Source organism: Acinetobacter sp. V2 (genome assembly GCF_001188385.1).
GTDB lineage: Bacteria > Pseudomonadota > Gammaproteobacteria > Pseudomonadales > Moraxellaceae > Acinetobacter > Acinetobacter oleivorans.
The window spans coordinates 41936-42660 of the sequence record NZ_JZFB01000011.1; the positions used below are offsets into that span (position 1 = coordinate 41936).

1 protein-coding gene is annotated in these 725 nt (G+C 30.1%); it reads right to left on the reverse strand.

The features are described 5' to 3' along the window. The coding region (locus tag UC75_RS18245; protein WP_212771782.1) for a hypothetical protein at window positions 1-404 on the reverse strand (404 nt) is incomplete at its 3' end. Between the last annotated feature and the right edge of the window lie 321 nt (window positions 405-725).

Here is a 725-nt window from a genome sequence, read left to right on the forward strand (position 1 = left end):
TTTTTAAATAAAGGTTGGTAGAGGCTAGGTACAACTAAAATGCCCCAAATTAGTGTAGAGAGAATATTGCCTAGCTCATAAAAAATAGCACTTAGACCAGATATTAATGTCCAATAGTAACTCGGTAATAAATAAATGAGTAAAATTGGGAAAAAAGTATAAATATATAGTTTCCTCGCCCATTCTTTGAATAGAAGCAAACCAATGAATATGATCAAAAAAATAATTAAAAGAAGACAAGTAATGGCTAATTCCCAGTTTTGGGGATCTATTGATAACGTCTCATTGATTGAGATAAATGTTTCATCATAGGCATCAAATGTTGCACTAAAAATGGCGAAGAGTAGAGAAAAAATAAGCATTAATCTAAATTTGGTTTTTGTGATAATTGGTTCGATTTTCATTTTTTATAGCGTGATATTTTAATGTTTTAGATTATATATAATATTGTATCTGTATCAAATTGATATAGTCTGATTGGCTAAAGTTGAATGTACATAATTCTAGCAATTACTTGTCAACAATGTATACAGCTGCAGTAGTTAAGATACTGAAATAAAATGATTACCGATAAATAAAATGTGAAGGAAGTTAGACACCGAAAATACTTACTTGAAGCATCTCATTCAGCATGGAGTACGATTTCATTATCTGAGGCAAAATTTAAAAATCCAATACTTGAGAATAACAGGATTTATCTTAAAAAAAACCGCGCTTTCGCGCGG